The following is a 25,284-nucleotide window of genomic DNA, read 5'->3' on the forward strand; positions in this document are numbered from 1 at the left end:
TTTTTCAATTGAGTTTTATCCGGTTTTATCCGGTTTTATCCGGTTCATATCTTCCAACAGATCTTTTAATATATTCTCCTGATACCCCGCCTTTTTCTTCTTTCTTACCTCTCTTGCTGTCTCGCGTAGAACAGGATTCTCTACAGCGTCCAGTTTTTTCATGGATATTTTCCCAATCTCTTCTTCCGAAAGACTTTTCGCATAATCCTCCTCCGACATTCTCCACACATGAATCCGGTCACCGTATTTTCTCCAGAGTCTGTCGGCAATCCGGATCCCGTCCGGATCGATGTCTCCGCTATAGTAGATATCCGCTCCACTATTCAGCAGAAAGGGAATCAGTTTCACAGCGGCGCTCCGCAGCTGGCCGGAAGTACATAGTAACGTCACATTCCTTTGTTCCAGATGTTTCAACAGGTAGCTGAACACCATCTCATTTTCTACAATATAGACCCTATCTCCTGTCGGGTGTACCGCTGTCAGCTCCTGCAGATTTTCCATGGTGACCGCACAGGGCTCCTGTCGTCTACAAAAAGCGTCGTATGCCGGGTGCCAGTCACCGTCAACCTGTAATCGCAATCCATAGATATGCACGATAGAGGAAATATTATCCGGTACGATTCCGTTGGACAACAGTAATTCTCTCCACTGATGGGCATTTGCCGGATAATCTTCTTCCGTGGCATAACACATCCCGTGAACCAATAATTGTCCTCCGGTTGTTCCCTGATCAAAGTAATGGGGATTTCCAGATACTTCCGCGGAAAATACCGCCAGGGGATATTCCTCTTCCGTCTCTCGAATATCTTCCAGCAAAAGGATCGCCTTTCCCACAGTTTTCAACAGTTTTTCTGTCTTTTCTCTGTCCCTTCCATATTCTCTAATTACTGTCTGATAGCCATACTTTTTTTGAGAAAACATATCCTGTAGCCAGGAGACCGCAATGGAATCCGGACCTTTACACTCTGTCAGATAGCTCTCTACAGTTTCAAAAAAATCTGCCTTTCCCCGCTCTGCCTCCTTCTGTCTCTCCTGCGTGGTCAGCGTTTTTCTGCCGAAATATGCTTCCAGTACTTGTTCAAAATCCACAGGAGCAAATTTTGTGTATTGCAATCCCTTTTCAAATTCCGCAAAAGGAAAACGTATGGTATTTTCATAAAATGTCTTTCCAAGTATCCCACCGATGGCTCTCCGCTCTTCTTCGGAAGTATTTTTCAGTGTAATGATCCCTGTTACTTTTCCGTAAGTTTTCCATTTCTTTTCAAATTCCGAAAAGCATCTCCGGTACGCAGAATTTCCTCTAAAATATTCCGCACATGCTTCATTATTGTTCATCTAAAATCCTCTCATGTCCGTTCCACGTATACCGGATCACCGATACCACCTGGGAGTTCTCCGGACGATGCAGTTCCGCAATCCGAAGGCCTTTGACCGTCTCAAAGCATCCCCACAGCGCCTGGGAATTCATGATATAGTCGAAATCCAGCTTATGAACCAGTTCAAACATACTTTTGATATTCTTGTCGTCGACACCGGCAAATGCCTCATCCAGTGCAATAATTCTGGGATGATCTTTATTGTCTGCCTTTTTATACTGTGCATTTACCGCTCCGAACAACGGCACATACATGGCCATTGCTTTTTCGCCTCCGCTGAAACGGTTAAATGCGGCATTTGTCAGTGGCTTTTTCGTCTCTTCGCCGCGCCGGAAAAACATCTGGAATTCAAACCATTTCCGGTAATCCAGGGCATCTCTTACCAGTTCCATGTAATTGATGATCGTTCCCGTTTCTTCCAGTTTTACCTTTTCTGCACGTATTTTACTGCGGAAATGCCCTGCTACTTTTTCAATATCATCCAGGGTAAGCAGCTCCCGGTCACGCAGAAGAATCTGCTCCAGATCCGCTGTATCCAGTTCTTTTTCGTTGTCAGCTTTGCAGGGCTTCCATTCTAGAGAAAAACGAAGTCCCATGGATGTATCGATCTCCTGCATGAGCTTTGACATGTCTTTTGCCCACTTTCTGCTCTCTGCTATACGGTCCGTAAGCTGCTGGCTGATCGTCTGGGATAGAATGTCTTCAAAAAGTTCCCGATCCTTTTTCTGTATCAGCAGTTCCGTCTCTTCGATTGCGGTCTTCAGAATATTGTAAAATTCCTCCAGATATACCTTTTTCCCGTTCCAGGTAGAAATAATACGTACCCGTTTACGCACAGCATCGATGTCCCCAGTATCACCGAAGCATTCTTCCATGGAAGTTCCGTAGCTTGCAAGACTTCCGTTATGCTTCAGATATACTGTATGCAATGCCTGCAGCAGTTCTCCGGGCTCTCTGTTCTTATCGCTTTCCCGCAATATTTTTAAGGCTTCTCTGGCACATTCATAGACTGTCCGTCCTTCCCGGTTCAGAATCAGTTTCAGATCCAGTTCCTCTTCAAAATAGTTTCTGAGCGTGGTTTCTTCTATAATGTACTGTTGCAGCTTTTCTTTTTGTTCCGGCAGTTCTTTCTGTAATGTCTGTAACCTTTCTTTGAGGGTGGCTCCCAGAAGTTTCAGATCCTCCAGTTCCTTGTCGATCTGCGAAAGTTCTTCCTTCAAACGTTTCAGCCGGTTTGCCTTTTCCAGCAATTCCGGACTCCTCAGATACTCTTCCAGCTGACGGATCTGAATCTCACTGGCTTTTGCCCGGGTGCTGTAAGTTCTTTTTTCCGTATAGGCTTCTTCCAGATTCTCCCGGTATTGCTCTATCCGTTCTTTTCTGTCCAGACAGCCGATCTGTTCCGTCTGTATATGCAGCAGTTCCTGCCTTGCGCTCTGCCATATCCTTCCGTATTCTTCTGCTGCACCGCAGGCTTCCTCATAAGCCGCCACTGTTCTGCTATAGGGCAGCATTTTACAAGCTTTCAATACCTCCTGATATTGCCGGTTCTTCTGCTCGGAAAGTCTGTGTTCCTGATCCTGTTGTTTCAGATATTCGTTTTCCAACGTCTCCAGAATACGTTCCAACTCCCGTTTCTCCGACAATGCGATCTGAATCTCCGAAAAGTCAGGAATCTCCTGATATTCCACCTGTAATCTGTCCATACGTCCCTGCAGTTGTGCAATTCCGGTGTTCCACTCTTCTATGGTCCTGCTGATGCTTTCTATCTGCTCCTGCAATTCCCGGATCTTTTGCTCTTTTCTCCGTTTCCTCGCCAGATATCCCACATATTCTGCCGCCTGCTTGTCCGCTTTACCGGCTAAGATTCCCTGCCGGAAGCTGCCATCTGCACCGAAACAGATTCCCTGTGTCTTTCCTTCCTCTTCATAAATATTGCTGAGGATTTCCAATACCGGAGTTCTTAATTCCTGCGGTAGATCGTCACTTACTGTCAATCCGGAAAAATGGCTGTTCCCCGGCCCGTCCGTCTGCAGGACAGCATCCAGGAACTCCGGATGGTCTGCTTTTATTTTCACAAAATCTTCCGGTGTCACCACCAGGGCATCCAACATTCCGGTCATTTGCATTTGTGCTTCCAGTCTCGCACAGGCACTCTCCTCCAGATCCTTGGCAAACTCTACCGTTCTGTAGAACGGAATGGCTGTGATTCCTGCCTGTGCCAGGGATACTCTGGATTTTTCGACTGTCTCATCCCGTTCTGGCTCCAGTTCCTGCTGTTCCTGCACCTTTTTAAGCTGTTCCCGGACATCTTTTAGGATTCCTTCCTGAATTTCCCTCTGATACTGTTTCCCATTCTTTGCGTCTGTAAGCTGTTGACGCTGTCTTTCATAATCTGCGCGGAAATCCCCCTGTATCTCCACGCCATCCGCTACGGTATCGTATCGTCTTGCTTTCTGCTCCGCCTGCAGGAGAACCTCACGTTCCGGATGCCATTCCTCAGATGTTTCCGCTCTGTGAAAGACTTCCGTGATCCATGCATCGATTCTGTCGGCCACCTGTTCTTCTGCCATCTCCAGCCGTTGCTCTTCCGCTGCTTTTTTCTTCTTCGTCTCCTCCAGTCGGCTGGCGGCTTCCTCGTATTGTCCGGATATCAATTCATATTGACTGAGTGCTGTTCTTCCTGTCGTCAGATGATTTTTCCATATTTGCAGATGCTCCGCAATCTCGTCTCTTTCTTCATATTCCTCCAGTCCGATTTTCTCTTTTACCTTCTCATGATGTTCCCATTGCAGAATTTCCTGTTGTTCTTCCAGATCTTCCCGCTTTTCCTTTAAAGTATCACGACGCAGTTCCAGCTGTTCCTCCAGCTTTTTCAGTACAATCTCTTCTTCCCGGATCCGCTCCCTGCCATCTTCGATCTTTTTCTCCCAGCGTTGCTCTCCATCCACAGCCTCCTGATGCTCTGCCTTTAATTTTTCCAGTTTCCGGTCCGCATCTTCGAGTTCCGGATCCAGAAGAGCGTTGCGTTCCGTTTCTTTCAGCTTTTTCTCTGCTGTAAGTCTCTCCGTATCCTGCACTGCCCGGTTCTGCTCTTCCAATGCCTCGCTCTGCCGCTGTTCCTGATCTGCCAGTATTGCCTGTTCTTTCTCCACTTCCTGCTTCTTGCCCAGATAACCCTGCGCTTTCTTCGCAAGCATATATTGGTTATATCGGGTATATTCGTTGCGGATGATCTTCACATCATCGAAGGCACGGTTGAGCATCTCCAGACTATCCTGGATCTCGTCCATCTTTTCCATGGCATCTACCATGGGCCGCAGATCCTCGTCCGTCAAAGTCTGCAGGGAATCATTCAGAATATCATACACTTTGGTCGGTTTAAACTCTTTGGAAAGCTTGGGAGCACGCACCTTCACCAGCAGTTTGATGAACTGCTCATACTGTTCTTCTTTTCGGAAACCGAAAATATATTGGTTGACATGCTTTTTGTATTCCGACGGACTGTCTGTGAAAAAATTGTCCTCCCCCAGTTCCGCCTTCATCTCCCGCTTATCCCGGGGAATTTTATTCGATCCCACTTCCTTATACAGCCACAGATCATATCCTACTCTGCGTCCGTCCAGAATCACGAAGCCCCAGAAATCCATCGGTTTCCCACGTTTTGCCTTCTGACCGATTCCTATGGTACGATATTCTCCGGAATCCTCTTTCCAAAATTCCAGAAACAGATAGCCGGTAGACTCCTCCTTGCCCTCTTCTCCCAGAAAATAATATTCCATCCGGCGGTCACTGGAGCCAAAAGGATCCAGGCGGCTCGGTGTACGGTCTCCATCCAGTACAAACGGGATAAAACTCTGTGTCGTAATGGATTTTCCAGAACCGTTTTGTCCACGCAGAAGTAACTTTCCGTCTTCAAATTCGAAGTCCTCTTCATCATATAACCAGAAATTCACAAAACCGATCCGGTTCATTTTCCAACGTTCGCTCATTCTTCTCCGCCTCCTTTGTAGTCCGCCGGGTACTGCCCTGCCAGTCTCCCTACTGCCGGCAATATCACGATCTGATTCTCCCTGCGGTCAGCCATCATCCAGTCTTCCATATACTTCAAAATGGTTTCCACAAGCCTGTCTTCATCCATTTCGCCGTATTCCTTGCTCCATGCATCCTTCCATTTACGTCTGCTGCCCACGATGATATCCCTGAATGTCGATTCGGACATGGCAATACATTCATCTTCCTGTAATTCTATGTTTCCTTCTTCCAACCGCCTCTGTATCTCTGCACAGATCAGTAATACGCTTTCCGAAATCTGGGCATCCCGGGGATGTACGGTTCCGTAGCAATCGTCTGCTTCCAAAGTAAAAAATGCTGCATTCCGGTAGATTTCCAGATTTCCTCCCATGTTTTCCCGCAGATATCTGCCGACCCACTGCCTTTGATTCTTTAAATACAATGCATCTGCATCCTCTGTTCCATTCCAGTAGAATGCCGGGCATACTGCCAGTTGTCTGTATACACGGTTAATTCGCAGACTGCCTCTGTTTTCCTCAAATTCTTCGAAATCTGTCTTTTCAAAATCCTTCCAGGATTCATATCCGGATATATCCGTAGTAAAGCTGCTGGTGAAATATTTGGAATATCCTGTATTTTCATACAGTACTTCCTGTCCAGCTTCCTGACTGAAGGTTTCACTTTTCCCTTCGTATACCCGGAGCATCTGCAGCCGTTCCATATACTGTAATACCCGTACCAGTGATTTTCGTTGTGTAAAAGAAGTCCAGTCCACCGGCATGTAATTTTTCAGCTGCGTTTCCACATAGTCGATCAGTTCCGACAGCAGGAACTGTTTGCCCTCCTCGGCATCCTCCAGATACATCAACACCACACATAGTATGCAATAATCCCGGATGTCCGTAAATTCATTGATTCCCATAAATGCTTCCGCATGGGCCGGTCTCTTTTCCAGTTTTAACAGCTTCTCTGTATGTATCAGCTTCCATCCCAGTTGTTCTCTGATAAATCGCTGAAAATTCGGAATATCCCGTTTTACTTTATAAAAAGTCTCCTTGTCACTGTCCCGGCAGATCCAGAATTTTTCCATTAAGGTTCTGATTTCATTCATTTTTATTTAAACTCCAATGTATAATCCGGCATTTTCAAGTCGCCATCTTCGCATTTCAGGACACAGCTGCCGTCTTTTCTCTTCAGCTGATACTCCTGTCCGTATTCCGTCCGCCCCGTCTTTTCTGAGCTCATATTGGCCTGAGCGATCCACTGCAGGAAAATGGCTCGTGTGTCTTCGGAAACCACTTCGTCAATCTCTGCAAACCGGATCTTATGCTCCCTGATATACCGAAGTACTACTTCCTTCTGCTTCTGTGCCTGACGTAAGTAACTTTCCCTCTGTGCCATTTTTTCCAGTGTTTTATCGGCAAAACCTGTTCTGTCTTTTCTCTCACGATACCCTCTCGTGTGAGGCTTCAATAAAAATATTGACGGTTCTTCCTGATATACGCTGTTATTAATGCTATCCTCTTCTCTCGGAAGATTCGTCTTATAATGTTCGATCTGCTGCACTCCGAAGACATGGGCCGATAATTTATGGGCTTCCTCCAGATCCTCACATTTCAGAAACAGCTCCAGAAATTTTTTGTAGTCATCCTTTCTGCTGATACCCCAGTTCTGGACCTGTACGATCAATGCCGCATTCTGAATAATGTTCCGTATGATGTCACTGGTAATCTTTAATACTTTTTTGGCTTCACATTCCTGACCCTGTCCATCCACGAACCAGTTTTTCAGAGAATACCACTTTCCATATACATTTTCCCGGATACTCGGCTCGGCATTCCCATGTATTTCCAACAGAGCATGGGGAATATCCAGTTCACTCTCTACGACCCGTTCCAGAATTGTATTTTCCATACGCTCTGAATTTTTTTCCAGTAATTGTTCCATCCGTTTGGAATGCCGCTGCAATTCCTGTACAAATTCATTCAGATATTTGATAAATTTGTCCTTATGAACCATGAATTCCACGGATTTCATCAGTTTTTCCGTTTTCCCGGAATAGAAATCCCGCAGATAGTCCTGATAGTTCTGGTTGAGTCTCTTGAAATCTTCCTGTAATGTCTGCCACCATTCGTTCACCGTGCGAAGTTCCGCGTTTTCCATCTCCTCCGTCTCATCCAGACTTCTCTCCAGACGAACGAAAAAGTTTGTCGACAGATTTCCCGATTCCAGAAATAAATTTTCCAGGCGTACCGTCAGACGCTCGATCTCCACGGCATATTCCGACATGGTATAGCGATATTGCTTATTTTTATAGTCCGCTATCGTGTACACTTTTCCGGGATCCTGTATCGGTGTAAGATTTTTCCACTTTACAAGTGCTTCCAGATCCTGAACCAATTGTTCCATGGAATACAGTTCAAACGCGTCATCTTCTTTTAAAAATTGAAAGATATCCTCTTTATATAGCTGAAAATGCATCTTTTCATATTCCCGATAAAAGCACCTCATAATTTTTCGATATACAGGTGCATTCTGTACGGATAAATAGGAAGTTTCATTGATCTGTTCAAAATGATCCATCCGTTTGTTCCCCTCTCAAGTATCTTATTAAGTACTATTATCTATATTTTATGTCCTATTTTCAGTACTCTATTGTGTTGCCTAAATAAATGCAATCATATACAATGGCAATGTCACAATCCCCTCTTCGCTCACACCTATGTTGCCATCCACAAATTTGTATCCATAAGATATATCTTTGTTATTTTTCATCAACCATTTTAATGAATTTGCCCGGGTATTTCCGCTCTTGACTTCAATGGGAACCACGCTCCCGTCTTTTTGGATGATAACATCGATTTCTCTTTTCGTTGTCTCATTTTTATAGAAATAGATCTGATATCCCTTCTTATAAAGAGCATCCGCTATTGCACATTCATAGATACCACCTTTTGAATTTCCTGCTAATGTGTTTTCCACAATATGTTGCTTTAAAGAAAAGTCCTTCATCGCCATCAACAGTGATAAATCTGTTGTATACGCCCGGAAAAAGTCGTCTCTTGCATAATCATCCAGATCAAATCTGACATCTGTAACCAGTTTACATAATTGCACCATATCTGCCCGAAGCAGCCATTCCACACTTGAATAATATTTTTGTGCCCTTCCACCATGCTCGATTTCTTTATATTGAAATTTATGATTTTCCTTATCTAATAGCTGCTTTGCCAGTGAAAGATAGCACTTCTCTGCCTTCACCTTTTCTTCAGCGGTTGCATAATATGCTATGTCATATTGATATCCCTGTAAGAGACTTCTTTGGACCCTGTCAACTTCTCTGAAATCCTTCGTATCTATATACTTCTGTACCACTTCCGGCATACCGCCTGTTGCAACATACTGTCTGTAGTAATTCATCATCTGTGAATGAATTGCCTCCGGTATTACTGTCTTTAAATGCAGATACCCGCAAAGATTCCCTATCATTTCTTCGGAAATCCCAATTCCCCAAAGAAATTCTTCGAAATCCATCCCGTACATTCTCAGATAATCAACATACCCTACAGGATAGGAAGATGCTCGTTTATAGTCGATTCCCAGAAGTGATCCCGAGGTAATGACATCATATCTGTTGTCTGTTGCCCAGAACTTGAGCGATGTGATCGCTTCCTGACATTCCTGAATTTCATCCAGGAAAATCAAAGTTTTCCCGGGAACAATTTTCTTTTCCGGAAAACGAAAACGCATAGCCATAATCATATTGTCTACTGTCAGATCTCCAGCAAAAATATCCATTGCAGATGGCATCTGCTTAAAATTAATTTCAAGCAGTTCCTCAAAGTTCTCTTCCGCAAACCGCTCGATGATATATGTTTTCCCCGTTTGTCTGGCTCCCTGGACAACCAGGCATTTTTTGTCCTTTGTATCCAGCCAGTTTTTAATAAACGTTGTTGCTTTTCTTTTTAGCATAATACACCTCAAATTGATAGAATTTATTACAATTAATGTTTATTATCAACATTTTAGAACGATAAAATGTTTTACTTATCAACATTTCAGAAAATTATATCATTCTTTTTGAGCTTCGACAAGACGCAGATGCATACATATTATTATAAAAAACAGCTCATTCCATGTTCTTCCACATTTCATGAGCCATTTTTCCATATATTCCCACATTTTATAAACTTTTATTTATTTTCACTTGTGCCCGAGCAGTCTTCCTCCCCCATTGTAAACAAAGATTTCCCATTATAGCAATCTGGACTGAACAGTCCCTGCCTATGGGTGACTGGGGTAAATACCTTCGTCTCCCCTGGAGCGATCTCTTCATGATTGAAGATCAGGCTGTGTCCCCTTTGATTTTTGATCACGGCCTGCTTAATATTATCGGACCAGTTGTAGGTCTCCATGACATCACCGAATCCCTTCGGAAAATACCGGAAATCCAATGCGCTGGGATCTTCTTCGGTGGCATATTTCATGTATAGTACACTGTCCTGAAACATTCCAATGTGAACTCCCGGTTTCACAATTCCCACAGCATCTCCCAGGTGGTATACCAGTGTGCTTCCACTCTGAACGCTGGATACTTCGATATAGACGCAGTCTTCATATTTCCCGGCAATTTCGAACAGGCGCTGTTTCTCCTGTTCTTCCATCTGCGCAATCTCCCGCTGTCCTCCTGTTTTTACTGAAAGTATACCAGATTCGGAGAATAATGTCATTCTACCGGTGGTTGATTTTTATATTCCGTATTTTTTTCTCAAAACAGCATATACTTTCTATTATTTATATGCAAGTCAATTTGTTGCATTTCTTGTCTTGCATGCAAGACAATATTTGTATATAATTGTTTCATATAAAGGAGATTTTCATATGAATCGAGACACACTGAAGCAAATAATGATCGACCAAAAAGAAAGCTACCTCAATAATCCCTTGATTCCCCGGAAGTATTTTCTAGAGGAGAATGTAAATTACTGTTTTGTGGGAATCAGAAGAACCGGTAAATCTTATATGATGTATCAGAAAATCCAATCTCTGATAGAAAAGGGGGTTCCCGTCTCCCAAATCGTATATGTCAATTTCGAGGACGAGCGTCTCCTGGAAATAACCTCCGACGATCTGAATATAATTTTGGAAATCGGAATAGAACTTTCCGGCACAGCCAATCGGCCTTACTTGTTTTTTGATGAAATTCAAAATATTGACGGATGGGAAAAGTTTGTCCGCAGAATGGCAGATATGAAATACCGGATAGATATCACGGGCAGTAACAGCAAAATGCTTAGTAATGAAATTGCTTCTACTCTGGGTGGGCGTTTTGTGATTCTTAATGTTTACCCCTATTCCTTTTCGGAATATCTTGTTGCTAATCACAAAGATAAAAATTATCTTAACGTGATCAGCACAAAAGACCGGGCAGAAGTTCTCAGTTTGTATCATGAATATATAACTTATGGAGCTTTCCCTGAGCTGGTCGATATCAGGAATAAACGAAGTTTTCTAAATAGCATTTATCAAACGGTGTATCTGGGGGATATTATCACAAGAAATAAGATTACAAATGATTTCGCAGTGAGACTGATTTTGAAAAAAATAGCAGAATCCGTTACCAAACCTTTATCTTTCAGCCGACTTACCAATATATTAAAAAACGCAGGAGCATCCCTGGGAAAACAAACCGTTATAAATTATGTTGGTTATATGACTGACTCCTATCTGCTTTTTACACTCCGGAATTATGCGGCAAAACTTATTGAAAAAGAAACCTCACCAAAATATTACTTCATGGATACCGGTCTTCTTGGTCTTATGCTGTTAGACTGTCAGTCCGCACAATTAGAAAATCTCGTAGCTATTGAACTGGTTCGTCGCTACGGAATAGAAAACGTTTATTTCTTCGAAAATAATGTTGAAATTGATTTCTATGTTCCCTCCGAGCAGCTTGCTATTCAGGTCAGTATGCAGATTCTTGACAACATTGATACGAAAGAAAGAGAAACCAAAGCTTTCACTAAACTCAAGAACTTTATTCCTGATATTACATGCCTTCTTATCACTAACAGTGAAGAAGCAGTTCTCGAATGCAATGACATTGTCATTGATGTTGTCCCTGCCTGGAAATGGCTGTTAGACGCAGCGGACACCTCCTCCCACTGATCACATGGCATCTTTCTAAATAAACCATAACCACCGGCTGGGCCGGTGGTTTTTTCTGCCCCTATAAGGGGCTGTTACCAGCACTGGGTGTTTATGATACACTAAAATTACCAGAAAAAAGCGTCAGAATTTCCTGAAATCAGCAAGGGATTTTCCTCAAAAAAGTCCGGCACCGCCGGTTGTTCAGGCACAGCCATCCAAGCTGGATCCGTTTAAGCCGGTTATCCAGGAGTGGCTGGAATCCGCGCCCACACGGTTGATATCCTTACCAGTACTCCTCTCCCCAGTACCTCGCCAGCACGCTCTCCATATTCGCTCTGCCCACTGGATTCGCGGTATGTATCTCCACGGGGTAAAAGGTCTCCCGCTCCACCAGCCAGTCCAGCAGTTTGATGGCATCGCCGCCCTGATTTGCAAAATCTCCCAGGTCATGGTCGAGATCCAGCACCTCAATCTCGATGCCGTTTCTCTCCGCCTCCCGGATCAGTGTCTTGGCTTCATTCACGGATCTGGCGCTCTCATATCCCCAGGGTGCCGGGCGGAGATCATCTAACCATATTTTCATTCTTTCTTCCTCCTCGGTATATCTCCATCAACATTTTGTAATTTTTCACTTCCATTCCTGCAGGCTGTCGATTTCGGTCCCGCAATATTCACACACGCCTTTGGTCACATCAATATTGGCGTCGCATTTGGGGCATTTGATCACGTGGATCCCGCTGTCCAGGGTCATGACTCTGTCGTTGTGGCTGAGGGAGAAGGTATCCTTCTGATATGCGGATGTGATCCGGCCACCTCGCAGATACACCAGTCTGACCTGTAACTCCACATCCACGCACAATATGCCGTTCTCCACATGCTCCTGCAGACCGGTATAGTCCATAATATCGTAATCAATGACATCCGGCCGGGAATAGTAGCGTCTGCCGGCTTCGTAGTTCAGGTTATTATAGAACCGCTTTTTGTCGATGCCGGTGCCGGTCCAGAATTCCTGCTGCCGACGGTTCTGTTTTTCTTTGTAGCGTCTGACAGGCCCCAGTACCGCATAAGCATCGCACAGGTAGAAAAAGTAATAGAGGATCATAGACAGGATTGTGCTGTAGATGAAAATCTTGCCCACATCATAGCCGTTGAAGGTCCTGGAGGTATTTATGATCCACAGGCTGCATAGCAGGAATGATACGATGTAGTCTACCACTCCCGTGATGATCCGGTAGACCGGGCTTTGCAATACCAGGTCATAATGGTGCTTGCTGCCCAGCTCCTTGTCTGCGTAGTCAATGTTGGAGGCCGCATCACAGCAGGGACAGCCGTTCACAAATTCCTTTACTTTGCCGGTAAAGCCGCAGTTCTCACAGGTATGCTGTGCCTCTTCATCCATTCCGGATACATAGGTATACTCCATGCGGGAATCGAAGATTTTCTCTGTATGGAGCAATTTCCCCTGCCGGAAATACTCTTTGCGGCAGCGGATACCACTGTGCACATCATCCTGACAGGTTCCGTCTGTGGACCGGTACCTCAGGGTGCCATCTACGATGTAGGTAGTCTTGATATTGACGCCGCTTTCTGTAAGCCTGCGCATTTGAAGTGTTTCGGATATGAATGCCATTGCTTTCGTGTCCTATCTGTTATTGTTGTTATTATTGTTGTTATTGTTATTATTGTTGTTGGAAGAGGAACCACCGCTGCTGCCGGAGCCTGAGGATGGTGTGTAATGAGGGAACACTTTGAATTCTGTCCGTGACAGCAGGATTCCGTCAATGCTACTGTCGGTGCAGTTCGCCATGATCACCTTCTGGGTCGTTGCAGTATTCTGCCCGATGATGAGGGACAGATTCTGTCTGCCTCCCTTGATGAAAGCCTCCGGCTCCTGCTCCAGGAAATGATAGATCTCCCAGAGCTCCTCCTCTGTTACTTCATAATATTTCGTCAGTTCCACGCAACGCTTCATGCGGATCAGTTCTTCATAGGTCTGCGGTTCAAAATTCATGGAAAGCCTCCTTGTCATTCTTTTGATCCAGTGTCAGATAGTAAAATTCAATGTTCTGAAAGGGGAGATTGATGGCCTGTATATGGTAATAGGCATTATTTTCCTGCTTCCGGTAATGGCAGTCTCTCAGCTCCGTGGTGGTAACAAGCAGATTGTTCGGGCTGTCCGTGGCATATTCCTTTGCATATTCGCGCAGGAGCCCGGAAATATCATATACATACCATTCTTCTTCGTTGTCCCCGGAATGGTCCAGCACCCCTTTATAAATCTGATGTGTGGCAATATGCCGCTGCTTTGTTCTCCCTTCATCCCCGTAAGTCACGAGATCTCCGGACAACAGCATCAGGTACAATGCGTTGTTCTCCGGATAATCGCATTCTTCCTGCAGCATATGCTTTTTCATACGCAGCTTTACCGTACTGATGGGTGTCAGATATAGGATCTCCCTGGACTTTCTAAGGATCTGGGAGATCAGCGGATATCTGTCTCCATCCACGTCCAGTTCGAACACACCGCTGTCATAGATATATTTCAGCTTCGCATCTTGTGCAATGATCTGTTCCAGTGCAGGATATTCTGCAGATGCTTTTGCAGGCAGATACTTTTCCGGCTCCTCGAGGCGCATCTTCGTCACATATTCATATGTCGTCTCGTCAGCAGAAGCATCCGGGGCATAGCCGCGGTCCCGGTACATCTGCTGTTGCAGCAGGCAGGTGTAGCTTTTGCCAGAGCCATATACATTTTTCACAAAAGGGCAGCCCGTTTTACACAGATACAGGTAAGCGCACCTCGCACATTCCTCGGGAAACGGTTGTCTGTTATGGTTTTGGAAGATCTTCCGTGCAGCGGTTTTCAAAATGGTGTCCACCGTGTCACGGTAGATATTGCCATAGTAAAAATCTTCGTTCTTCTGCCCTCTGACACAGGAATAGATGTCTCCGTTACGCTCCAATAGGAAAAATTTTTCTCCGCAATTATCGCAGTTGGTGCAGTATTCCGGTCCGAACTCATCGAACCATGCACCGTTGACCCCGGCATCCAGATTGGTCCCGTCAAAAGCCTCATGCATCCGTCGGTAAAAGATCAGCTGTTCCTCTTCACTCATGTGATGCAGCAGGCCACAGGAATTGTAGTCAAACCCTATCATGAAATTAAAATCATTCATGTCCAGGCACGTGTTCCGGTCCAGGAATCTGATATCCTCGATGATCTGATCCAGCTGTTCAAAATGCTCCCGAAAGATCGTGGCAGATACTTTTTTCTTGTCAGGGATCTCCTCCAGCAGTCGGATATTATCCAGTATCCGTTCCAGTGTGCCCTCTCCGCCCTTGGTCACCCTGTATTTTTCATGCAGGGAAAGAGGCAGATCCAGGCTGCCCGATATGGACACGTTGAACTCCCGGACGGTCTCGATATGTCTGTCCAGTCCGTACAGATTCGTCTTGATGTGAGGATGCCCCACCCTGAAGCCGGCATCCGTGATGAGTTCACGCATGTCCTGATAGTATCTGCTGATATATTGGATCAGGTCGTGGAATTCCTGCTCCGGCAAAGTGGTCACCTCGCCGCCGTGCAGGGAAATATTAAAGGGCACCACATCCGCTTCACGGAATTTCGCGATGGCATATTGCAGGGTCTCCAGGCAATCTCCGCCTCGCAGGGTATCTACGGTGTGGTCCTCCAGATAGCAGTACCGGCACTGCATGTTACATGCCATGGTCGGCACATATAACAAATGAATAAATTTAGTATTCATAGTAATCGATCCTTACAGGTGTCTCCTTGAAAGCACGTTCATTGACAGATACGCCCCGGGGCAGTGTGATCTCCCGCAGAGAATCACAGCACCGGAAAGCGGAAGACCCGATCTGCTGCAGCTTGCTGTCCGGGGAGATCACCACCTCCTCCAGACTGGTATTTCCATAAAACGCGTGTCCGCCGATCCTGGTCACGTTATCCGGGATCTCTATGCGCAACAGGCTGCTACATTCTTCAAAGGTGTTGCCGCGGATCTCCGTCAGTCCCGCCGGAAGATTTACCTCCTCCAGGCTGCTGCAATGGTAAAATGCTTCCCCGCCCAGATACGTCAGATGCTCCGGCAATGTGACACGTTCCAGGCTTCTGCAGTTTTTAAATGCCTGACCGCGGATCTCTGTAATGCTGTCCGGCAGCGTTACCTCTGATAAAAAGGGCATATTGGAAAAGGTGTTGCCGCGCAGGCCCACTACCTTCTCCCCCTGATAGGTATCGGGAATGGTCGCCGTAGTCATATTCGTCAGACCATAGACATAAAATCGCACATAATATCCGTCATCTGCCTGCTCATAGAAGATCCTGGGCTTACTGAACAACAGCAGTGAGCCTGCCACAGCCACCGCCATGAGAGCCCATTTTAACTTTTTGCTGTAATCCTGCACCATGGATGCCTTCACATTCATGACAATATTCGAGATTTTCTCCTGGGATCTGGATCTGATCTCCTTTTTCAAATATTTTATCAGCTGATAACGGCTGGTCAAAAATGCATATACCACCAGGATGATAAGTCCGATCACATAAGTTTTCATCGGAAAATGAAAGAAAAACAGAGATATGTATACGAATAACAGAACCGCCAAAACGGCATTCAGTATGTTTTTTCTGCGCAGCATATCCTCCGGGATCAGATTCTGTTCTTCCGTGATCCCGGCGCGCTGCATTTCACGTTTTATAAACCCTTCGACACAATCCTCCTCGGACATGGCAAACAGCGGATCAAAATCCTCTGCATGCACTATCCTGCCCGTTACCGTTTCGTCAGCTGCAGGTGCATGGATCACCGCCTCAGCTGCTGTCTGCACCTTTTCCTCCATAGATAAAGTCATTCCCATACCGTTATTTTCCCTTCTTTTCTACTGTGCATCGCACCTTTTTCGTCTCCAAAGGACTACGATACTCTTCCATTTCGCGATTCTGTCGTTTAATATTCAGAGCTTAACAGGAAGTCCGCTATATGCATCGTCTTGATGCCTTCGTAGTTTCCTCCCGAGAACTCATCCGTTGTGAGAACATATTTGGGGTAGTTGTCGTGGATTTCCAACAACCGGTCGAATTCCCGTTTTTCCGTTTTCAGAGAATGAAGCTCCTGCGTCACCTGCACATAGAGCTTTTCATTTTGCCGTACTGCGACAAAGTCGATCTCGCTGCTGCCGGATTTGCCGACATTGACAGTATAGCCTCTGCGGCAAAGCTCCAAGTACACGACATTCTCTAAACTGGATGCCACGCTGTCAGCGTTATAGCCGAGAACGCTGTACCGCAGGGCGGTATCGGCAAGATAGAATTTCTCCTGTGTTTTCAGGATCTCCTTGCCCTGTAAATCAAAGCGGGAGCATCGATGAAGCAGGTACGCCTTCTCCAGCTTCTCCAAATAACTGTAAACTGTTTCATTGTCCAACGCACGGTGTTCCGCTTTCAGGTAATCCGAAATGGACTTTGCCGAGAAGGTATTGCCCACATTGTTGAAGGTGTACTTGACCACTCGTTCCAACTGGTCGATCTTCCGCACCTGATTGCGCTTGACAATATCCGAGAAGATCGTGGAGTTGTAAATATCACGCACGATAGTGTAAACCTCGTCCTGAGAAAACTCCTGCAAATGCGTTGCCGGGAAACCGCCCAAGCGTACATAGTCGGCAAGCTCCGCCTTCGGCTCTCCCACCTCGGTATATTGGCTTTTGAACATCAGGTACTCGCCAAAGGACAAAGTGAAGATGCGGAAAGATACATATCGTCCCGTCAGATAGGTTGAGATCTCAGAGGACATCATGCGAGAGTTGGAACCTGTCACATACAGGTCAACATCAAAGTCAGATGCCAGCGAATTGACAACCTTTTCCCAGCCCTTGATTTCCTGAACCTCATCGAGAAACAGATAGGTTTTTCCATCGGGCGAAAGACGCTCTTTAAGCTGTGCATACATCTGCTTTGCCGTCATATCCTCATATTCCATTGAGTCATAGCGGCAACTGACAATGCGCTCCTCCGAAATGTTATGCTGCGTTTTCAATCTCTCCATAATCATTTTCAGGATCGTTGACTTTCCGCAGCGACGTACTCCCGTAAGGATTTTTACAAATGGCGTATTCACATAAGCCATGATCTTCTCTACATACAAAGGTCTGTAAATCATCGTGATCACCTCCGTTTGTAGATAGTATATCGCAATTCTTGTCAAAATGCAATTCGTTTTGCGATTACAAACCGCAAAACTTATATCTCTTCATGATTATTCGCTCCTTTCGCTAGTCCTAAAATGTATGAGCAAAACTAAACTTCGCAAAAAATCGGCATCAAATCCATTTCTGAATTCAACACCGATTCTCTGCTTTTCCTTTTTTCTGTTGTAAGCCTTTCCACTCGGAACTGATCTTGTGACCGGATTCAGTTCTCCCCATGTTGTTCGCTGCTTAGCATAATATTCCCTCTGCGCTTTCTTACTTCTTTTATCAAGCGTTACATATTGCTTCATTTTCTCATCCTCGCTTTCATGTCTTCTTCAATCATCTTTGCAATTTCACCGCAGGCGTCAGGATAATCTTTATGTCCCAATAAGAGCATTTTATCTTTAAGTCGTTCTAGAGCTTCCTCAAATCTTGCGACGTCCTTCTTTAGCACCTTACAGAATACAATGCAGTACGACGAACCATCCTTGACCATCTCTCCCTTAAATTTCATAGTTATCTTATTCTGCACAAACAATTGATCTGCCAGATAAGAGCTATGATCTACATAAGCATAAGGAACCGCAAATAACGAAAAATCACTCATTTTCCAATAATTCTTCATTCTCATCATCTCCAACATAAAGATAGCTGCAGAAGATCCGAAGACCTCCCACAGCCTGTGCTTATAACCGAACCTCCACACGCAGTTTCCTGCAGGTTTTCTACAAGGCCGCTGTTAAGAAATCTTGCATCAGATTTTAAAACCTACAATGAACATAAACCGATAACACATAACCCATAACAGACATACCCTTACCATAAACAAAAACTTCTGGGATCACCATCAATCTCATAAAGCCTTGTACGGAAAAATTCTTAGATGTCTACTTCAAACTGTACTGTTTGATTGTACTTATCAAGAGCCATCTGCATTTCCATAATGGTCTTGGATACAGTCTCATACTCCTTCTTAATCAGCTCCAGGTCATAGTTAATATACCTATATTCCGGAACCGTATTTCTGGACATATAAGAGCGCTGCTCCTCTCTGGCTTTTGGTAGCTGCTTACGCATCTGATCAAGCACTGATTTTCTCTTGTTCAGCTGAGCCATCTTTATAAGAATTGTATCAATGCTCATTTCTGCATCGCCCACCCGAACCTTTTCATTAGAATTGGTTACATTAAGCGCATGCTTGATAATTGCAATTTTCTCATCAAGAGATGTAATAGTAGCTACAACCTCCGTATAATCATATTCTGGTACGACAGGTTCCTCATTGATAGCTGCAACATAGGTACTGGATGTTGCCTCTTTGTTTACCCAGAAGGCCTTATCTTCTTCCAGGCTCTTAAGCATTTTATTTGCATATGCTGATGTCATTGTCTGCATTTCCTTACGACCTCCATTTTGTTTTGTTTTTTGTTCTGATATTAGCTTACTGCATGACAGATGCTTTGTCATTGTACCAACGGTTTAATACCATAGAAAATCCGCAGTCAGATTTTCTATAGTCATGAATAATTCCCCATAAACGAACAACATCCCCGTCAACGACGAGGATATCTTCAATACTGGTATGCAGTAATCTGCTTAAGATTACAAAATTGTCTAAGCTTGGTAATGATCTGCCGGAAATCCATTTGTAGATTGCCTGCGGATTCTCAAATCCCATAGCATTCTGCACATCTTTCACAGTATAACCATTTTCCATGAGCAGTTTCTTAATTTGCTTCCCTGTCTCCTTTTGCTGGATTGACAAATACATTGGTTCCATCTCTCTGTACCTCCGTAATTTTCTTCCATCCCGAATCACAATCTCTATTTGTAGACTTACATTATATCGGATGTATTCACAAAATGCATTAAACTTTTAGTTTAAAATGTCTGTGCGAGCTTCCCTATACTCACTCCCTGTTACAGTACCTTGCAAGTTCTCATTGCTACAGTTTTTTTACATGCCATAGGCTCGTAATAATCAGGATTCGCAATTTATGTATAGAGAGGATTAGTGGAGTCCGTCTTGTTTCCCGGATATCGCTGCCGTGAGCTCTTTATGGTTACTAACGCTTAATCATATTCCCTATGGCAATATAATCTCACCAACCTGCTCTACTCTATGAGATTAATAGATCGCAGCCTTACTTTAACGTCCTGCCGGGTCATTTACAGCAACTCGCAGACTTCCACTTCTTTCAGTGCGGACGGGTTTATAGTTTTCCTTCTAAAGATTAAGCTTAACAGAATCTCCTCATACTTGCATTTAACCAATAGTTTAATTGCTATCGTATTCATCTTTTATCTTAAAAATGATACTCATCCTTAACACCTAACAACTGGCTCCATCTTGCAGAAATCAGCTTAGCATAATATATATCTGCCAATCCATATGCCCCCAGGGAATACGCATCGTTGAATTCTACGAGTAATGTCCTGCCATCTTTAGTTACGCAGATATCCATACTGCAAGCCATAGGCCTATCTTCCCAAGAGACAAAACTTTCCATCATAGAATTAAGCACCTGCGCGTCATAATGATATAAATAACCCTTCCTTGACTTATCAATTATCATGCCATATGGGCGCACATCAATTATCTCATCATATGTAATAAAGCAACGCCATTCTGCAGCGATATCTAATGATTCGCTTACCAATACCTCATAATCTTCAGCATGATTACCGCAGCCCATAAGATCTTTTATACTGGAAATTGTCTTGCCGGTAAAAGCCTTGCTTCTTACTGCTGGTTTCACAAAATATCCCGCCGACCACTTGTTCTCATCTCTTGAAATACTGTTGATTGTATCTTTCCATATTTTCCTTCCCAGAAATGGCTTAAGCACATCTGGATAATCAGGAATATGCGGTGTCACCCCAAACTTGTTAAACAGCACATTGCACTGATCAATATAATCCAAGGCAATATCTTCACGCTTAAAATCATCATAGATATCATCTATCAAATGGTAAGGAACTATTTCCGCAGCCATCTCTCTGAAACCAAACATAGCTGAAGCAAAATTATGATTGTGAGGTATCTCCATTTTCATTTCATTGTCATATTTTGTTTTTAAATATACCTTTCCCATAATAATCACCTGTTAAATATAATAGCGTTTGCGGAAGGGCGCTATGTGCCAGTGGCACCTTAAACCAACTCGGACACGCAAACATAAGTGGGCAGGGCCAGACTCGAACTGGCGTAGACTTAAAGTCGGCGGATTTACAGTCCGCTGCAATTGCCACTATGCGACCTACCCATAAGTGACCCCTGCGAGACTTGAACTCGACATTTGCAGCTTGAGAGGCTGCCGTCCTAACCTTTAGACCAAGGGGCCATTCAGTGATCCCCGCCGGACTTGAACCGAGCATTTTAGCCTTGAAAGGGCTATGTCCTAACCTTTAGACTAGGGGACCATAATGCTCATATCAGGATTCGAACCTGAATCAATCGGTTCTACGCTCCGCTTCGGTCCGTTCAGGGCAATCGTCCCCCGGACGATTTGAACCGTAGCCGATCATTCTATCCATTGAACTATACGAGCATATGCGGGCTAAATATATTTCAACTCAGCCCTGTTTATTCACTTTTCATGCGCTAATCTGCTTTGTTCTATTTACATCGATTACGATAATCTCATCCATCGGAACATCCAGCACTGCTGCCAGTACAACCAGATTATCGATTGTAGGCATGGCAGTTCCGTGCTGCCACTTGTAGATGGCCTGAGGAGTAGCAAATCCAAAGATATCCTGCAGGTCTCTTACAGTCAGACCTGCCACCTCTCTCAGTCTCATGATATTCCTTCCGGTAGCTACCATATCGATGGTAGGTATAGTAAACATTTCTTCCTCCGTTTCTGCTTTTGCAGGTGAAGGAAGAATGCCCTCCACCTTAATCAGAAGCCTTAAAATTGTATATAGGTTTCATCACATCGATTACATCTACAGACTCTCGGATCACATCAATGATGTCCTCCAGACTCTTGTATGCCATCGGTGCCTCGTCCAATGTATTTTCATTAATCGAAGTGGTATAAATACCCTTCATTGTCTCTCTGTATTCATCCATGCTAAGATTTGCTTTCGCCTTTGTTCTGGACATAAGTCGTCCTGCTCCGTGAGGTGCAGAATAATTCCACTCCGGATTTCCTTTTCCAACAGCAAGCACACTTCCATCTCTCATATTTATTGGAATCAGCACTTTCTCTCCACCATGGGCTGCTATTGCGCCCTTTCTCAAAATCATTTCATCTGTATCAATATAATTATGAATTGTATGGAAGGCTTCTCTGCCAGCCATCCCGGTTCTCTCCAGAATAATCTCAGCCATTTTCTCTCTGCTTCGTCTTGCAAAAGCCTGGCAGATTTCAACATCGTGAAGGTAGTCCTCAAGATATTTTCCTGATAAGTAGCACAGATCTTCAGGCATACTTGTCTCAGACTCATATACCTGCCAGTGAAGCTGTTTTAACGCATCCTGAATCTCACTTCTACGTCCCTGCTCCTTATAGGTTCTGATAATCTCATCACGCTTCTCAAGATAGTCCCCATAGCCTCTGTCCAGGTTAATCGCCAGCTTCTGATAAAGCTCTGCAACCTGCTTACCCAGATTACGTGAGCCTGAATGAATCACAAGATATTTGGTTCCATCACCCGCTTCATCTATCTCTATAAAGTGGTTACCACCACCAAGGGTTCCAAGTGAACGCTCTAATCTCTTTGTGTCCTTCAGTTCTCTGTAGCAAGCAAGTTCTGTCAAATCAAATCTCTCCTGGCGACCTTCCCACACGTTCATTCCCGATGGAATAAAATGTGCAGCCTCATCAACCTTTACAAAATCAATATCAACCTTGCCTAAGTTCACGGTATACATACCGCATCCGATATCAACACCCACTACATTTGGAACAGCCTTATCAGTAATTGTCATTGTGGTTCCAATAGTGCAGCCTTTACCGGAATGAACATCAGGCATGATTCTTATTCTTGATCCTTCCGTCATCGGATAATCACACATACGTCTGATTTGTTCTATCGCTTCATCCTCTACTACTCTTGCATAGCAGATGGCTGTATTTATTTTTCCTTTGATTTCAATTAAATCCATGCTTCTCTTACCTCATTTCTGTGATATTTATCAGGTACTCTGCCATTGAGCTAACGGAGCATAACGCAGAACTGCCTTACCAATCAGGCTTATATCTGCAAAAAAATACCGCCTACCATGTGCATCCACACAAGATAAGCGGTTCAAAATCTATGTATCCGGTTGTCCTCTCCTGTCCCTACGACAGGCCTACATCCATCACCACAGCATTTCCTTCAAGCTTATTCTTATCTGAATACACAAAGCTAAAGCCCCACTCTTTTTCATAATCGAGTGCTGCATTTTTCAAACTTTCCAGATATAAATAACTTGATCGAATAGCTGTGAACATTCTTTTTTCCTTTCCCAGACCCATCGCTTCGGATCCGCTTTTCTTTCTTTGTTATCAACAGAATACCACAGCAACATTAGTTTGTCATTATACTTGTGGTATAACTTCGACGCATCATAGTGCAATCAGCCTAGTCTGAAGTACTTTGGCTATCTCTGCCAGACCGCTGGCTCTCATCTCCTTCTGATCATTCTCGTAGTAGGAGATTATAGACTTCTCTACATATAATGCTTCATCAAAATCTTCCCTGGTTGCCTTTGGATCTCCTAAAAATTCAAGATCAACCGGTTCACTACTGTTAATTGTTTGCATTTTCCTTGTTCTTTGGAATTTTTTACCATACTCTGCGCTCTCAGTCTTCCTTCTCCCCATCTTCCTCCCCCATTGTAAACAAAGACTTCCCGTTATAGCAGTCCGGACTGAACAGTCCCTGCTTATGGGTGACCGGGGTAAATACCTTCGTCTCCCCTGGAGCGATTTCTTCATGGTTGAAGATCAGGCTGTGTCCCTTTTGATTTTTGATCACGGCCTGCTTAATATTATCGGACCAGCTGTAGGTCTCCATGACATCACCGAATCCCTTCGGAAAATACCGGAAATCCAATGCGCAGGGATCTTCTTCGGTGGCATATTTCATGTATAATACGCTGTCCTGAAACATTCCGATGTGAACTCCCGGATTCACAATTCCCACAGCATCCCCGAGATGATATACCAATTTGCTTCCGCTGTGAACGCTGGACACTTCAATGTAGACACAGTCCTCATATTTCCCGGCAATTTCGATCAGGCGCTGTTTCTCCTGTTCTTCCATCTGTGCAATCTCCCGCTGTCCTGTCTCCTGCAGAGCACGGATCTTTCTCACCATTTCATCCGCCGTATCCTCCGGCTCTCCCAGTGACATTTTTGCCGCCGCGGCAATGATCCGGTCCAGTGCATTTTCCGAGGTATCAAGACGAGCCAGTTCCTCCCGGTATTCCTGTACTACATTCCCATACGGCGATACCATCATATATTTCAGCGGGCAGTGATAGACCGTATTTCTGGTCTCATAGATCAGAACATCCTCCTCCAGAGAAGCCTTGACCAACGTGGACGTCGTGGCTACATAGACATTTCTTCCCAGCCGTGGATGTACATCCGCAGTCCCCGACAGATTGTACTCTCCGTCATATACATAGGGCTCCCAGTTTCTCATTGTTACTTTTGCCTTTTCCATCCCGGATACCTCCTGTTTTTACTGAAAGTATACCAGATTCGGAGAATAATGTCATTCTACCGGTGGTTGATTTTTGTATACAGAGCAATTTATTAAAAAATGCGCCAGAAGACTTATCTGCCTTCTGGCGCATTCATTATTTTTCTCTTAGTACAGCTTCGCGCCTGCCGGAATATGGTTGTCCACCATGAGCAGGTTCAGCTTCTCTTCGCCGTTCTCCTCGCATACTGCGGACAGCAGCATACCACAGGACTCAATGCCCATCATGGCTCTGGGGGGGCAGGTTGGTGATGGCGATCCGTGTCTTTCCAACCAGTTCTTCCGGCTCATAGTAAGCGTGGATACCGGAGAGGATGGTGCGGTCGGTGCCGGTGCCGTCATCCAGAGTGAACTGTAACAGCTTCTTGGACTTAGGTACTGCCACGCACTCTTTTACCTTAACAGCTCTGAAATCGGACTTGCTGAAAGTCTCGAAGTCTACGGCTTCCTCGAACAGGGGCTCAATCTTCACGTTGGAGAAATCGATCTTGCTGTTCGGAGTGAAGAATCCGTTGTTATCACCGGCGGTCTGGGCACCTTCTGACTTGCCGTCAGCTTTCTTGGAAGCGCTACTGTCTAAGCTCTTCATTGTCGGGATGGGATTGGTCAGTTCTTACGTCCTATTCCGTCTTTGTCCCCTTGGCTCCGTCCAAAGGCATTTCAGGGTCTTTGAGGATTGCCGTCCTGTTCCGTGCTAATGTCTTAGCGTGTGGTACTGGGATGTCCTTGTGTCCCATCACCGTCTGAATGACCTTGAGATTCGTTTCGTTCTCGCAAAGCCTGGTACAGAAAGTATTCACTCCTTATAATGTTTCCCTGAAATAAG

The 25,284-nt window shown here is 44.6% G+C and carries 23 protein-coding genes, 4 tRNA genes and 2 pseudogenes; 1 reads left to right on the forward strand and 28 read right to left on the reverse strand.

The annotated features are described in order from the left end of the window. Positions 1 to 15: 15 nt before the first annotated feature. From DWZ61_RS04025 to DWZ61_RS04050, 6 genes are all read right to left on the reverse strand, one after another. Positions 16 to 1,335 (reverse strand): TIGR02679 family protein, encoded by a 1,320-nt coding sequence (locus DWZ61_RS04025; protein WP_118537479.1) that lies wholly within the window; start codon positions 1,333 to 1,335, stop codon positions 16 to 18. After that, positions 1,325 to 5,368: a TIGR02680 family protein gene (locus DWZ61_RS04030; protein WP_118537480.1), complete on the reverse strand. Its 4,044-nt coding sequence runs from the start codon at positions 5,366 to 5,368 to the stop codon at positions 1,325 to 1,327. Before DWZ61_RS04030 ends, DWZ61_RS04025 begins: the two co-directional genes overlap by 11 nt. After that, entirely contained in the window at positions 5,365 to 6,501 is a 1,137-nt protein-coding gene (locus tag DWZ61_RS04035) for a TIGR02678 family protein (RefSeq protein ID WP_118537481.1), read from the reverse strand. The genes DWZ61_RS04030 and DWZ61_RS04035 overlap by 4 nt, the downstream gene beginning before the upstream one ends. A 2-nt stretch (positions 6,502 to 6,503) precedes the next feature. Continuing rightward, positions 6,504 to 7,973: a TIGR02677 family protein gene (locus tag DWZ61_RS04040; RefSeq protein WP_118537482.1), complete on the reverse strand. Its 1,470-nt coding sequence runs from the start codon at positions 7,971 to 7,973 to the stop codon at positions 6,504 to 6,506. An 81-nt stretch (positions 7,974 to 8,054) separates the two neighbouring features. Beyond that, positions 8,055 to 9,362: an ATP-binding protein gene (locus DWZ61_RS04045; RefSeq protein ID WP_118537483.1), complete on the reverse strand. Its 1,308-nt coding sequence runs from the start codon at positions 9,360 to 9,362 to the stop codon at positions 8,055 to 8,057. A 221-nt stretch (positions 9,363 to 9,583) separates the two neighbouring features. Then, the gene (locus tag DWZ61_RS04050) at positions 9,584 to 10,054 is read right to left on the reverse strand and encodes a hypothetical protein (protein WP_118537484.1); all 471 of its coding nucleotides are present in this window, start codon (positions 10,052 to 10,054) and stop codon (positions 9,584 to 9,586) included. Between the two features lie 217 nt (positions 10,055 to 10,271). On the opposite strand from DWZ61_RS04050, the gene DWZ61_RS04055 reads away from it, so the two are divergent. Continuing rightward, positions 10,272 to 11,558: an ATP-binding protein gene (locus DWZ61_RS04055; RefSeq protein ID WP_118537485.1), complete on the forward strand. Its 1,287-nt coding sequence runs from the start codon at positions 10,272 to 10,274 to the stop codon at positions 11,556 to 11,558. 265 nt (positions 11,559 to 11,823) lie between these two features. Here DWZ61_RS04055 and DWZ61_RS04060 read toward each other — a convergent pair whose 3' ends face one another. The 22 genes and pseudogenes from DWZ61_RS04060 to DWZ61_RS20100 all read right to left on the reverse strand — a co-directional run. Continuing rightward, positions 11,824 to 12,123, reverse strand: a complete 300-nt coding sequence (locus DWZ61_RS04060; RefSeq protein WP_022152768.1) for a cyclic-phosphate processing receiver domain-containing protein — start codon at positions 12,121 to 12,123, stop codon at positions 11,824 to 11,826. A 45-nt stretch (positions 12,124 to 12,168) separates the two neighbouring features. Then, complete coding sequence (locus DWZ61_RS04065; protein WP_118537486.1) at positions 12,169 to 13,170, reverse strand: hypothetical protein; 1,002 nt, start codon at positions 13,168 to 13,170, stop codon at positions 12,169 to 12,171. Between the two features lie 12 nt (positions 13,171 to 13,182). Beyond that, positions 13,183 to 13,551, reverse strand: coding sequence for a hypothetical protein (locus DWZ61_RS04070; protein ID WP_118537487.1), 369 nt, complete (start codon positions 13,549 to 13,551; stop codon positions 13,183 to 13,185). After that, entirely contained in the window at positions 13,541 to 15,307 is a 1,767-nt protein-coding gene (locus DWZ61_RS04075; RefSeq protein ID WP_118537488.1) for a radical SAM protein, read from the reverse strand. The genes DWZ61_RS04070 and DWZ61_RS04075 overlap by 11 nt, the downstream gene beginning before the upstream one ends. Then, positions 15,297 to 16,421 carry a leucine-rich repeat domain-containing protein gene (locus DWZ61_RS04080; RefSeq protein ID WP_118537489.1) on the reverse strand — a complete coding sequence of 375 codons (1,125 nt, stop codon included), beginning with the start codon at positions 16,419 to 16,421 and terminating at the stop codon, positions 15,297 to 15,299. Before DWZ61_RS04080 ends, DWZ61_RS04075 begins: the two co-directional genes overlap by 11 nt. A gap of 89 nt (positions 16,422 to 16,510) precedes the next feature. Continuing rightward, a complete protein-coding gene (locus tag DWZ61_RS04085) occupies positions 16,511 to 17,722 on the reverse strand; it encodes an ATP-binding protein (protein WP_118537490.1) in 1,212 nt (403 codons plus the stop codon). 96 nt (positions 17,723 to 17,818) lie between these two features. After that, positions 17,819 to 18,061, reverse strand: coding sequence for a hypothetical protein (locus tag DWZ61_RS04090; protein WP_118537491.1), 243 nt, complete (start codon positions 18,059 to 18,061; stop codon positions 17,819 to 17,821). Beyond that, on the reverse strand, positions 18,058 to 18,378 hold the full coding sequence (locus DWZ61_RS04095) for a hypothetical protein (protein ID WP_182426978.1): 321 nt from the start codon (positions 18,376 to 18,378) through the stop codon (positions 18,058 to 18,060). The genes DWZ61_RS04090 and DWZ61_RS04095 overlap by 4 nt, the downstream gene beginning before the upstream one ends. A gap of 254 nt (positions 18,379 to 18,632) precedes the next feature. Then, positions 18,633 to 19,148, reverse strand: coding sequence for a hypothetical protein (locus DWZ61_RS04100; protein ID WP_118537492.1), 516 nt, complete (start codon positions 19,146 to 19,148; stop codon positions 18,633 to 18,635). 46 nt (positions 19,149 to 19,194) lie between these two features. Then, complete coding sequence (locus DWZ61_RS04105) at positions 19,195 to 19,533, reverse strand: helix-turn-helix transcriptional regulator (protein ID WP_118537493.1); 339 nt, start codon at positions 19,531 to 19,533, stop codon at positions 19,195 to 19,197. 526 nt (positions 19,534 to 20,059) lie between these two features. Further along, positions 20,060 to 20,848 carry an ATP-grasp domain-containing protein gene (locus tag DWZ61_RS04110; RefSeq protein WP_118537494.1) on the reverse strand — a complete coding sequence of 263 codons (789 nt, stop codon included), beginning with the start codon at positions 20,846 to 20,848 and terminating at the stop codon, positions 20,060 to 20,062. Between the two features lie 88 nt (positions 20,849 to 20,936). After that, positions 20,937 to 21,019, reverse strand: a tRNA-Tyr gene (locus tag DWZ61_RS04115). A gap of 5 nt (positions 21,020 to 21,024) precedes the next feature. Then, positions 21,025 to 21,097, reverse strand: a tRNA-Glu gene (locus DWZ61_RS04120). Between the two features lie 6 nt (positions 21,098 to 21,103). After that, positions 21,104 to 21,176 (reverse strand) — tRNA-Glu (locus DWZ61_RS04125). 4 nt (positions 21,177 to 21,180) lie between these two features. Further along, positions 21,181 to 21,304, reverse strand: a tRNA-OTHER gene (locus tag DWZ61_RS19575). Between the two features lie 46 nt (positions 21,305 to 21,350). Then, complete coding sequence (locus DWZ61_RS04130; RefSeq protein ID WP_118537516.1) at positions 21,351 to 21,605, reverse strand: helix-turn-helix transcriptional regulator; 255 nt, start codon at positions 21,603 to 21,605, stop codon at positions 21,351 to 21,353. Between the two features lie 49 nt (positions 21,606 to 21,654). Next, on the reverse strand, positions 21,655 to 22,869 hold the full coding sequence (locus tag DWZ61_RS04135; protein WP_118537495.1) for an RtcB family protein: 1,215 nt from the start codon (positions 22,867 to 22,869) through the stop codon (positions 21,655 to 21,657). Between the two features lie 178 nt (positions 22,870 to 23,047). Beyond that, entirely contained in the window at positions 23,048 to 23,224 is a 177-nt protein-coding gene (locus DWZ61_RS19580) for a hypothetical protein (protein ID WP_022152777.1), read from the reverse strand. Between the two features lie 90 nt (positions 23,225 to 23,314). Beyond that, a complete protein-coding gene (locus tag DWZ61_RS04140) occupies positions 23,315 to 23,572 on the reverse strand; it encodes a hypothetical protein (protein WP_118537496.1) in 258 nt (85 codons plus the stop codon). Beyond that, entirely contained in the window at positions 23,553 to 24,419 is an 867-nt protein-coding gene (locus tag DWZ61_RS04145; protein WP_118537497.1) for a hypothetical protein, read from the reverse strand. Before DWZ61_RS04145 ends, DWZ61_RS04140 begins: the two co-directional genes overlap by 20 nt. Positions 24,420 to 24,566: 147 nt before the next feature. Then, positions 24,567 to 24,948, reverse strand: a pseudogene (locus DWZ61_RS04150) (methionine--tRNA ligase subunit beta); the annotation flags it as partial. 229 nt (positions 24,949 to 25,177) lie between these two features. Beyond that, positions 25,178 to 25,255, reverse strand: a pseudogene (locus DWZ61_RS20100) (site-specific integrase); the annotation flags it as partial. Positions 25,256 to 25,284 lie beyond the last annotated feature (29 nt).

Source organism: Clostridium sp. AF34-10BH, assembly GCF_003478095.1.
Classification (GTDB): domain Bacteria; phylum Bacillota; class Clostridia; order Lachnospirales; family Lachnospiraceae; genus Acetatifactor; species Acetatifactor acetigignens.

What these genes read in the sequence shown, in the direction of transcription:
- DWZ61_RS04025 (WP_118537479.1), bottom strand. Translation starts at nt 1,335, where the DNA reads ATGAACAATAATGAAGCATGTGCGGAATATTTTAGAGGAAATTCTGCG.
- DWZ61_RS04030 (WP_118537480.1), bottom strand. Translation starts at nt 5,368, where the DNA reads ATGAGCGAACGTTGGAAAATGAACCGGATCGGTTTTGTGAATTTCTGG.
- DWZ61_RS04035 (WP_118537481.1), bottom strand. Translation starts at nt 6,501, where the DNA reads ATGAATGAAATCAGAACCTTAATGGAAAAATTCTGGATCTGCCGGGAC.
- DWZ61_RS04040 (WP_118537482.1), bottom strand. Translation starts at nt 7,973, where the DNA reads ATGGATCATTTTGAACAGATCAATGAAACTTCCTATTTATCCGTACAG.
- DWZ61_RS04045 (WP_118537483.1), bottom strand. Translation starts at nt 9,362, where the DNA reads ATGCTAAAAAGAAAAGCAACAACGTTTATTAAAAACTGGCTGGATACA.
- DWZ61_RS04050 (WP_118537484.1), bottom strand. Translation starts at nt 10,054, where the DNA reads ATGGAAGAACAGGAGAAACAGCGCCTGTTCGAAATTGCCGGGAAATAT.
- DWZ61_RS04055 (WP_118537485.1), top strand. Translation starts at nt 10,272, where the DNA reads ATGAATCGAGACACACTGAAGCAAATAATGATCGACCAAAAAGAAAGC.
- DWZ61_RS04060 (WP_022152768.1), bottom strand. Translation starts at nt 12,123, where the DNA reads ATGAAAATATGGTTAGATGATCTCCGCCCGGCACCCTGGGGATATGAG.
- DWZ61_RS04065 (WP_118537486.1), bottom strand. Translation starts at nt 13,170, where the DNA reads ATGGCATTCATATCCGAAACACTTCAAATGCGCAGGCTTACAGAAAGC.
- DWZ61_RS04070 (WP_118537487.1), bottom strand. Translation starts at nt 13,551, where the DNA reads ATGAATTTTGAACCGCAGACCTATGAAGAACTGATCCGCATGAAGCGT.
- DWZ61_RS04075 (WP_118537488.1), bottom strand. Translation starts at nt 15,307, where the DNA reads ATGAATACTAAATTTATTCATTTGTTATATGTGCCGACCATGGCATGT.
- DWZ61_RS04080 (WP_118537489.1), bottom strand. Translation starts at nt 16,421, where the DNA reads ATGGGAATGACTTTATCTATGGAGGAAAAGGTGCAGACAGCAGCTGAG.
- DWZ61_RS04085 (WP_118537490.1), bottom strand. Translation starts at nt 17,722, where the DNA reads ATGATTTACAGACCTTTGTATGTAGAGAAGATCATGGCTTATGTGAAT.
- DWZ61_RS04090 (WP_118537491.1), bottom strand. Translation starts at nt 18,061, where the DNA reads ATGAAGCAATATGTAACGCTTGATAAAAGAAGTAAGAAAGCGCAGAGG.
- DWZ61_RS04095 (WP_182426978.1), bottom strand. Translation starts at nt 18,378, where the DNA reads ATGAAGAATTATTGGAAAATGAGTGATTTTTCGTTATTTGCGGTTCCT.
- DWZ61_RS04100 (WP_118537492.1), bottom strand. Translation starts at nt 19,148, where the DNA reads ATGCAGACAATGACATCAGCATATGCAAATAAAATGCTTAAGAGCCTG.
- DWZ61_RS04105 (WP_118537493.1), bottom strand. Translation starts at nt 19,533, where the DNA reads ATGGAACCAATGTATTTGTCAATCCAGCAAAAGGAGACAGGGAAGCAA.
- DWZ61_RS04110 (WP_118537494.1), bottom strand. Translation starts at nt 20,848, where the DNA reads ATGGGAAAGGTATATTTAAAAACAAAATATGACAATGAAATGAAAATG.
- DWZ61_RS04130 (WP_118537516.1), bottom strand. Translation starts at nt 21,605, where the DNA reads ATGTTTACTATACCTACCATCGATATGGTAGCTACCGGAAGGAATATC.
- DWZ61_RS04135 (WP_118537495.1), bottom strand. Translation starts at nt 22,869, where the DNA reads ATGGATTTAATTGAAATCAAAGGAAAAATAAATACAGCCATCTGCTAT.
- DWZ61_RS19580 (WP_022152777.1), bottom strand. Translation starts at nt 23,224, where the DNA reads ATGGGTCTGGGAAAGGAAAAAAGAATGTTCACAGCTATTCGATCAAGT.
- DWZ61_RS04140 (WP_118537496.1), bottom strand. Translation starts at nt 23,572, where the DNA reads ATGGGGAGAAGGAAGACTGAGAGCGCAGAGTATGGTAAAAAATTCCAA.
- DWZ61_RS04145 (WP_118537497.1), bottom strand. Translation starts at nt 24,419, where the DNA reads ATGGAAAAGGCAAAAGTAACAATGAGAAACTGGGAGCCCTATGTATAT.